The organism is Kitasatospora sp. NPDC056181 (assembly GCF_042266225.1).
Lineage (GTDB): Bacteria > Actinomycetota > Actinomycetes > Streptomycetales > Streptomycetaceae > Kitasatospora.
Genome location: NZ_JBHJUK010000199.1, coordinates 1 through 8,702 on the forward strand (window position 1 = coordinate 1; position 8,702 = coordinate 8,702).

The 8,702-nt window shown below is 72.6% G+C and carries 8 protein-coding genes; 1 reads left to right on the forward strand and 7 read right to left on the reverse strand.

Annotated elements, in window-relative coordinates:
- The 6 genes from ACFC1F_RS39565 to ACFC1F_RS39590 all read right to left on the reverse strand — a co-directional run.
- On the reverse strand, window positions 1–582 hold a 582-nt coding region (locus tag ACFC1F_RS39565; protein WP_376166088.1), incomplete at its 3' end, for a glycine-rich protein.
- Window positions 583–683: 101 nt separating this feature from the next.
- Window positions 684–1,760, reverse strand: a complete 1,077-nt coding sequence (locus tag ACFC1F_RS39570; protein WP_376166091.1) for a hypothetical protein — start codon at window positions 1,758–1,760, stop codon at window positions 684–686.
- Between the two features lie 564 nt (window positions 1,761–2,324).
- Window positions 2,325–3,821, reverse strand: coding sequence for an IPT/TIG domain-containing protein (locus ACFC1F_RS39575; protein WP_376166094.1), 1,497 nt, complete (start codon window positions 3,819–3,821; stop codon window positions 2,325–2,327).
- Window positions 3,822–3,930: 109 nt separating this feature from the next.
- Complete coding sequence (locus ACFC1F_RS39580; protein ID WP_376166097.1) at window positions 3,931–5,076, reverse strand: bile acid:sodium symporter family protein; 1,146 nt, start codon at window positions 5,074–5,076, stop codon at window positions 3,931–3,933.
- Between the two features lie 146 nt (window positions 5,077–5,222).
- On the reverse strand, window positions 5,223–5,621 hold the full coding sequence (locus ACFC1F_RS39585; protein WP_376166100.1) for a hypothetical protein: 399 nt from the start codon (window positions 5,619–5,621) through the stop codon (window positions 5,223–5,225).
- Entirely contained in the window at window positions 5,618–6,502 is an 885-nt protein-coding gene (locus ACFC1F_RS39590) for an oxaloacetate decarboxylase (RefSeq protein ID WP_376166103.1), read from the reverse strand. The genes ACFC1F_RS39585 and ACFC1F_RS39590 overlap by 4 nt, the downstream gene beginning before the upstream one ends.
- 583 nt (window positions 6,503–7,085) lie before the next feature.
- On the opposite strand from ACFC1F_RS39590, the gene ACFC1F_RS39595 reads away from it, so the two are divergent.
- Window positions 7,086–8,198 (forward strand): ABC transporter substrate-binding protein, encoded by a 1,113-nt coding sequence (locus tag ACFC1F_RS39595; RefSeq protein WP_376166106.1) that lies wholly within the window; start codon window positions 7,086–7,088, stop codon window positions 8,196–8,198.
- 270 nt (window positions 8,199–8,468) lie between these two features.
- Here the strand turns inward: ACFC1F_RS39595 and ACFC1F_RS39600 are convergent.
- Window positions 8,469–8,702 (reverse strand): phosphatase PAP2 family protein (locus tag ACFC1F_RS39600; protein ID WP_376166109.1); only part of this gene is annotated, 234 nt, incomplete at its 5' end.

Sequence of the window (8,702 nt, forward strand, 5' to 3'; positions counted from 1 at the left end):
GCCGTTGCCGGCGCCGCCGCCGCCACCCGCGACCAGGACGCGGTCGTCGCCGCCGAACGCGCCCACCCGCACGTCCGAGCCGCCGCCGCCCGAGCCGCCGCCGCCGTGGGCACCGCCGCCGCCGCGGCCGTGCCCGGTGCCGCCGGGGCGGGCGAACTCACCGTGCCGGGAGGAGCCGGGGATGCCGGCCGCGCCCACGGTGAGCCGGAGGGTCTGGCCCGGGGTCACGGGCAGGGTCGCGCGGGACTCGCCGCCGAGGCCGCCGGGCGCTCCGTCGACCGCGGGGTGCGGCGTGATGAAGCCCGCCGCGCTGCCGCCCTCGGCGCCGTACAGGTCGACGGTCACCGCTGTCACGCCGTCCGGGACGGTGAAGGTGTCCGAACCGACGGAGTCGTAGGTGCAGGTGGGCTGCGGTGCCGTGGTGAAGACGCCACCGGTGCCGCAGGGCGCGGCCGTGCTCGCGGTGGCCGCGGACGCGGTGAGGGGCACGATCGCGGCGGCGACGAGGCCCGTGGTGCCGGCCGCCGAGATCATCCTGGATCTGAATATCGTCCGACGGGGCTTCGGATCGTTGTTGCTCATGGAGTCGACGCTTTCTCTCCGGTCCTCGGGGAGACCGGGGTGACGGGAGGGGGATCCGCAGGCGGGACGGGCCCGCCTGCGGACCGGGTCCGACCGGTGGCTCAGACGCCGTCGTTGGCGCAGAGCGCCCAGACGTCCGAGTAGGTGTTGGGGGAGCCGGCACCGCCGGTGTGGGTGTAGGCGGTCCAGTACGCGGCCGACGTGGTCCCGTCGCCGACGGGGTTGCCGCTGTTGTCGCTGGGGAAGCTGCCGTTGAGGTGGTCGCCGCCCGAGCCCGGCCCGGTGAAGTCGGTGGTCGTGACGCTGCCGCCGCTGATGGCGGCGCCGCCGCTGACCAGCTTGCCGTCGTTCCCGCAGCCCACGGTCACGGTCTGGCCCGTGGTCGCCGAGGTCGGGCCGCTCACCTCGCTGTAGTGGACCTTCACGGTGACGCCACCGACGTTGATGCCGCTTCCGCTGCAGATCGCGTACGCGTACGTGGTGTTGGTGGTGCCGCCACCGCCGCCGTTGTAGCCGACCGCGGTCCAGGAGTCGGGGTTGCTGTCGCCGTCGGCCGCGGCCTTCAGACCGTAGTCGTGCGCGGAGTTGTTGAAGGTGGGGAAGCTCGCGATCGGCTTGAGGCTGCCGACGTCGGCCGGGGTGGTCCGGGCGCCGCCACCGAGCAGGACGGTGTTGGCCGGGCAGGTCGCCGTGACCGCGAGGGGCGTCGACGAACTGGTCGGCCCGGCGGCCTTGTTCATGACGGTCTGGGTGTGGTTGATCAGGTTGCTGGTGAAGCAGACCGCGTACGGGGTGGACGAGAACGAGCTGTTCACCGCGCCGCCGCTGCCGCCGATGCCGAGCCAGTGCGTGTTGTCGGTGCCGACGACACCGGTGGAGCCGGTGTACTCGGTGGAGCCGTCGGGGCTGGGCCCGGTGCCGTTCACGTGGTTGCCGTTGGACGACGTACCGGTACCGATGGCCTGGTTGATGCCGCCGCCGGAGGCGAGACCGCTGCTGCAGTCCGCGTGGGTCGAGATCTCGGAAAAGGTGGTGGCGGGCCCGGCGGTGGCGCCGGGGGTCTTCACGGTCACGCCCACGGTGTTGGCGTACGCGACCCCGGGCACCGCCAGGGCCAGCAGGGCGGCTGTCACCAGCGCCTTTCCGGCCACCAGGCGCGGCAGGAACTTGGTCCTCATCGGACTCTCCCTCTCTGATCTGCAGCGCTGCACACGGGAGGAGGCAGCGCGGACGAAAGCCGTACAGGAGAAGACCGACCGCGGCGGGGTGCGGCCGTCACGGGTCCGACGACGGCTGGGGAGCCTGGGGAGTGGGGAGGCGGGACCCGTACGAGCCGGCGCTCAACGCGGCTCGCAGAGGCGGACTCTAGTAGTCCGGAGGCAGCCGCAGATACGGGTGAATCACACAGGAAGGACTGGTGGATGCTACAGCTGACGGCCTTTCGTCCTCGAACCTGCGGGAGCCTGCTTCGGCGCCGTCGTGCCGTCAGGCCCCCGCCGTCACAGCAGACGGGGGCGCGGCCTCATGAGTGCCGCGCCCCCTGGGGCGATGTCTTCGCGCGTGCCCTGCCTGCCGTCGAGGGTGGGGCACGGCCGGGCCCCGCAGGCTCCTGGTGCGGATCGTCCGCCCGGTGCTGCACCGGGGCCGGGTCGGGCCGCCTACGGCCGGTCAGGCCTTCTTGAGGTCGCACCCGGTGCCGGTGACACAGGTGCTGTGCGGGGCGCGGCCGGACGACCCCGGTGTCAGCCGGGGTAGGTGAACTCGTCGACGGGGACGGCGGGGGACAGGTAGCCGTTCACCAGTACCCTGACGTCGACCGTCTTGCTGAAGGGGGCGCCCGACGAGGGCGCCGTGGCGGTGATCTGGGTCGGCGAGACGAACGCGGAGGTCGCGGGGTTCTTCCCGAAGTACACGGTGGGATTGGCGGCGAAGCCCGTGCCCGTGATGGTGACCGTCTGCCCGGTTTTTCCGTTGTTCGGGGAGATGCCGGTGACCAGGACGGGCTGCGGCCCGCCGTAGGCGAACTGCCCGGTCGGGACGGACGGGGACGTGCCCAGGCTCCCGGTGACCCTGACGTCGACGACGCCGACCCCCTCGGGGGCGGTGGCGATGATCTGGGTGTTGCTGACGACCTTGCTCATGCACGGGACCGGGCCGAGGTCGACGACGCTGTCCGGCCCGAAGCCAGTCCCGGTGATGGTGATCTGGGTGCCCGCGGTCCCGACGTTGGGACTGATGGCCTGCACCACCGGTCCGGTGGGCACCGGCGGCGCCTGCAGCAGGCCCAGGTAGGTGGAGTTGGCGTGCTGGTAGGCGACCTGGGCCAGGAAGTCCTCGGTCGAGCTCTTGACCACGGCGGGGTCGAAGGTGTCGTAGTTGGGGTTCAGGGGCGGCATGACGTTGTTCGGCTGGACGTAGACGTTGGGTCCGGTGAGGGCCTCGATCTCCGGGATGAGGACGTCCTTGACGTCGGCGGGCGCGACCGGCCCGTGGGTGGCGGGGTACCACTTCTTGGCCGTGTTCAGGTCGGCCCAGGCCCGGGGCACGATGTCGTAGTTGTTGACGTACCCCTGGTTCACGGTCCACTGCACGGAGTTGAAGCGGTCGGCGAAGTCCTTCAACCCGGCGGTGGGGGCGGCGAAGGTGATCACCCCGAACTGCGGCGCGAGGCCGCCCCAGTTCTGGGCCTGGAGGTACAGCGCGAGCACGGAGGCGATGCAGCCGCCCAGGCTGTGGCCGATCACGGTGACCGTCGCCCGCGGGGGTGCGTCCGTCAGGAGCAGGGTGAGCGCCCGCTGGAGGTTGGCACCCGCCCCCGGGGACCCGTCGGTCATGCCGGCGACCTGGGTGAACGCCGTCATGGCGCCCTTCGAGACGGAGACCGGCGATGCTCCGCCCACGGTGAACGGGACCACCGTGCCGACGTCGAGGTCCTCCAGGGTGTCGATCGCGTTGGCGACCGTCCCGCGCACGACCACGGCGAACGCGTTCGAGCCGGAGGTGTCCTTGGCGACGTACGCCATGTTCGCGTTGTCCGGGCTCAGCGCGAGCCAGGCCAGCTGCCACGTGCCCTTGGTCGCCAGGGCGGGGTCGGACAGTTGCTGCTTGATGCCGGTGGCGATGCGCAGCTTCTGCGTCGTCACGCTCTCACCGGACGGGCGCGGGGTCGCCCCGGTCGCCGCGAGTGCGGCCAGGGTCATGGCCACTGCGGCCGTCGGCGCGGTCGAATCTACCGTCATGATCACTCCTCTGGCGCTCATATGAGCACCTAACGAGCCAAATCGGTCGCATCCAATCTATTTTCGGTCGCGAGCGACTGGGGGTACGCGGGCCCCGGGGGGCCGGGTTTCAGGCCACTGGACCAACGTCCTCGCCGCAGGACCGGCGTGTCTGCTCCTTCCGGGACGGGCCGGCCACCGCGTCGTGCAGTGGCCGGCCGCGGCCCCGGGGCCGCGCGGGGAGGTGGATGGTGCAGCGGCACGGGGGCATCGTGGAGTGGGAGGTGTCCGGGGCACGGGACCAGCGGCCGGCCAGGAACGTCCCGGCGACCAACTGGAGTTGGTGGTACGCCATCAGTGGCAGCACCAGCAGTCCGGCCTCGGGGCCGAACAGCACGGTGGCCATCGGCAGTCCGTTCGCCAGGCTCTTCTGTGAGCCGCATAGGACGGCGGCGATCCCGGATTGCCGGTCGAGGCCGAGGACCCGGGCGCCGAGCCTGGCGAACGCGAGGGCGGCGGCGAGCAGGGCGAGCAGCACGCCCAGCAGACCGAGCAGTGCGGCGGGCGTCGTCCTGCTCCAGATGCCCTGCGCGACCGCCGCGCTGAAGGCGGTGTAGACGACGAGCAGGATCGAGCCCCGGTCCACCGGGGTGAGCAGCCGTTTGTGCTGGTCCAGCAGCGCGCCGACGCGCGGCCGTAGCAACTGCCCGGCGAGGAAGGGCGCCAGGAGCTGCAGGCCGATCCGGGCCAGGCCGTCCGGGGAGAGGGCGGCGTGTGCACCCAGCAGCCAGGCGGCCAGCAGCGGCGTCAGGACGAGACCGGCCAGGCTGGAGTAGGTGCCCGCGCAGATCGCGGCCGGCACGTTGCCCCGGGCGGCGCCGGTCAGCGCCACCGAGGACTGCACCGTTGACGGGACCAGGCAGAGGAACAGCACCCCGGTCTGCAACTGCCCGGTGAGTGGAGCGGGCGTCAGCACGGCGGTGGCCAGCCCGAGCAGGGGGAAGAGGACGAAGGTGCAGACGAGCACCAGCCCGTGCAGGCGGAGGTGGCGGAGCCCGGCCAGCGTCTCGCGGGAGGACAGCCGGGCACCGTAGAGGAAGAAGAGCAGCGCGACCGCGAGGTCGCAGGCCTGCTCCGCCACCCGGGCGGCCCGGCCGGTGGCCGGCAGCAGTGCGGCGAACAGGACGGTGCCGGCGAGCGCGGCCATGTACGGGTCGAGCCAGCGCGGCCAGGCTCCCGGCCACGCCTGCGCCCACACGCGCACCCGCGCCTGCACTCGCGCCTGCCTCCTGGCCCCCGAGGACTGCGCTGCGTCCTCCGTCCCTGTCGTCGGCGGCGACTGCGGCGGCGACTGGGATGGCGACTGGGGTGGCGACTGGGGCGGTGGAGGTGGAGGAGGAGTCCGGTGCTGAAGTCCATCGCTCATCCGCCGCCCCCTGTCGCCGGGGCGGGCGGCGCGGCCAGCAGGAGATCGCCCACCAGTGCGCCGGTGCCGTCGTGGTCGCTGCCCGCCGTGCCCTTTCCGGTCTGGAGATTGGCGGTCCGGTCAACCTCCAGCAAGGAGTCCGCTTGGACCAGGGAGTCCGCCTGGATCAGTGAGTCGGCCCGGATCAGTGAGTCCGCGTGCGAGTTGTCGATCACGGTGATCAGGCCGCCCTCCGCCGCCGCCGGCGGGGCGACGCCGCCGAGCGCCGCCCATGCCCCGGCCAGCCCGGCGACGGCCAGCCGCCGCCGGACCGCCGCCCGCACGGGCACGGCGCCGCGCCCACCCAGCTCGCTGCGCCCACCGCGCCCGTCCCGGCGACGCGGGTCGGTCGTCACGCCCGCACCGCCTCGCGCACCCGCGGATGGGCGATGTTCCGCTCCAGCAGCTCGGTGGACTCACGGACGCCGATCTGGCGGCTGTCCCCGGTCGGCGCCGGCAGCCGGCCGTCGGCCACCTTCAGCCCCGCCAGCGCCTCGTCCATGGCCCGGTGCGCCGCGAACAGGCAGGGCGTGCTGTAGATGGCGACGTCCACTCCGAGGCCGGTCAGTTCCGAAAGCGACAGGCGCGGGGACTTGCCGCCGGCGATCTGGTTGAAGAGCAGCGGCTTGTCGCCCACGACCTTGCGGATGCGCCGGATCCACTCCTCGCTGCGCACGCCGTCCACGAGGACGACGTCCGCGTCGGTGGCCGCGAGCGCCTCGGCGCGGCGCAGGATGTCGTCCTCCTCGGTGGCGTCCGTCCGTGCCACGACCACCAGGTCGGTGCGGTTGGCGAGCACCTGGTCCAGCTTCTCCAGGTACTCCTCCAGTGGCAGCACCTGCTTGCCGTCGGCGTGGCCGCAGCGGCGCGGGCGCTTCTGGTCCTCCAGGATGACGCCGGAGGCGCCGATCCGCTCCAGCCTTCGCACGACGTGGCAGGCCACCTCGGGATCGACGTAGCCGTCGTCGATGTCGACCAGCAGGTGGTGCTGCGGAAAGGCGCCGCGCAGCCGCTCGACGAAGGCCACCATGTCCGGCCAGGCGATGAACCCGATGTCGGGCAGGCCGTAGTAGGACGCGGCGAAGCCGAAGCCGGAGACGAACATGCCGTGGTAGTGCTCGGCCGCGATGGAGGCCGAGTACATGTCGTAGACGCCGATCAGCGGGGTCGTGCCCGGGGCGGCGATCTCCTCGCGGAGTCGCCGGCCGTGGCCCGACGCCGGGTTTCCGTGAAGCAAGGCCTTCTCCTCACATCAAAGGGTGCGACTTTGCCTGAACTTGGCCATCTCTAGGGCCAACTGAGGCTTTATCACTATGCAACCTTTAATGTTCCGTGGGCAAATCTTTAAAGGAAGTTCCCTCGCGTGAGTGATGCACCGTCTATTCATAGGAATGGCATATGAAAAAGCGGGAGAGGCGCCCCGCTGCTCGCCACCGGAAGGCCCGCCCGCAGGGCTCCGGGGGTCCGCCCCGCAGGGCTCGGACCGGGCCGGTGGCCCACCGGCCCGCAGGCGGCCGGACGCGCTCGTGCGCTCACGCTGGAGGTGGGGAGCCGTCGGAGATGCAAGTCGAACAAATGCCCTGTCGGGACGGCGGGTCCGGTGCGAAGATCGCCTGCATGGCCCGGCCCCGATCCGAGGATCCGGCCCCGCTCGTGTTGCGTACGGACATGAGCGGCGACGCGGCGTGAGAGGGGGTGCGAGCGGTGATCGGGCCTGATGGCGTGCGTTCGGGTCGGCCCGGGGGCGGGCGTACCCGGGGGACCACCGCTCCGCGGTCCGGGCTAGCCGCCACCTCGTCCTGACAAGGAGACTCCAAGGCATGAAGACGCCATCACCGCCGCCCGGAGCGGGCCGGACCGAAGGACCGTCCGTCCGGATCGGCGCCCTCGCTCCGTTGACCCGGCCCGGCTGGGTCGGAGCGGGGCAACACCTGCTGGCCGGCCTTGAGCTGGCCGTTCGCGACGTCAATGACAGCGGTGGGATCGTCGGACGACCGCTGGAGCTGGTCGTCCGGGACACCGCCGCCGATCCGCAGAGGGCCGCCCAGGCCGTGGACGAACTGGCCGGCCTGGGCGTGGCCGCCCTGGCGGGGGAGTACCACAGTGTCGTCGCTCGCGCCGTCGCCGCCAGGGCCGACGCCCTCGGCCTGCCGTTCCTCTGCTCATCGGCGGTCCTCGACGCGCTCACCGAGCGGCCGACGGAATGGGTCGCGCGCCTCTGCCCCGCGCAGACCCACGGCTGGCGGATCTACGCCGACTTCCTCCTCGGCGCGGGCCACAGCCGGATCGCCGTAGCAGCCCAGCAGAGTGTCTACTGGGCATCCGGGACCCGCATCCTGCGGGACCACCTCGCTCCGCGCGGCGGCACCCTCATCGAACTCGACACGGGCGCGCTCGACCCCGCGGGCGTGTGCGAGGCACTCGTCGACCATCGCGCGACGGCCCTCCTCCTGCTGACCGGCCTCCCGGAGCCGGCGGTGTCACTGGTCAGGTCCGTCCGCCGCGACCGGCGCCTCGCCGAGGTCGTGATCGGCGCTCCGGCAGGGCAGCCGGAGTTCGCCGAGTGGGCGGCGCTGCTGGGTGACGACGGCTCGGCGATCCCGTTCCTGCGCTACCTGCCCGAGCGGCTCGGTCCACTCGGTGCACGGGTCGGGACGGCCCTGCGCGAGCGGCTGGGCGAAGCACCCTCCTTCGTCGCCTTCGAGGGTTACGACACGGTCGCCGTCCTCGCCGACGTACTGCGTTCTCACGGCACGGACCGGGCGCGCATCGCCGGGGCCTGGCCGCACGTTGCCGTCGAGGGCACCCGCGGGCAGATCCGGTTCTCCCGCACACCGGGCATCGGCGTCTGGCAGTGGGCCTGGTCGTCAGTCCAGGTTGTCGACCGGGATCCGGCGGACTCCGGTCGCTTCCGGATCCTGCACGCCGGCTGAGCGGGCACGGGGTCCGACTGCCCTGAGTCGTCCGAGTCCGAGTCCGAGCCAGGGGGCGGCGGCGCCGAGCACGGCCGTCAGCAACGTCGAGAGCCGGCCAGTGCCGTCGTACTCCCGTGGTCGGACCCCGCCGTTGGATCCCTGCGGTCAGCGGCCCGGGGCCCGAACCGCCGCCCGACCGTGCCGATCGCCGCCCGACCGGGCGCACGGCGTCGCGTCGAACCCGGAGTGCAGTCCTTGCTCCCGGTGCCGTCCGAAGGGGTGCGCGGCTCAGCGCAACAGCATGAAGACCAGCGCGCAGACACCGCCGAGCGCCGTTCCGGCGAGCACCTGCGCCGGCGTGTGAGCCTTCAGGACCAGCCGGGACCAGCCCACCGCCACCGGCAGGGCCGCGGCCGCGGGCAGGACGGCCGGGCCGAAGGCCAGCCCCAGGATCATCGCCGTGCCCCCGGCCACCGCGTTGTGCAGCGAGATCTGCCACGAGATGGTGACGGCCAGCGCCGA

Excerpts from the sequence above, each read along its gene's own strand:
- ACFC1F_RS39570 (WP_376166091.1), bottom strand. The coding sequence starts at position 1,760 with ATGAGGACCAAGTTCCTGCCGCGCCTGGTGGCCGGAAAGGCGCTGGTG.
- ACFC1F_RS39595 (WP_376166106.1), top strand. The coding sequence starts at position 7,086 with ATGAAGACGCCATCACCGCCGCCCGGAGCGGGCCGGACCGAAGGACCG.
- ACFC1F_RS39575 (WP_376166094.1), bottom strand. The coding sequence starts at position 3,821 with ATGACGGTAGATTCGACCGCGCCGACGGCCGCAGTGGCCATGACCCTG.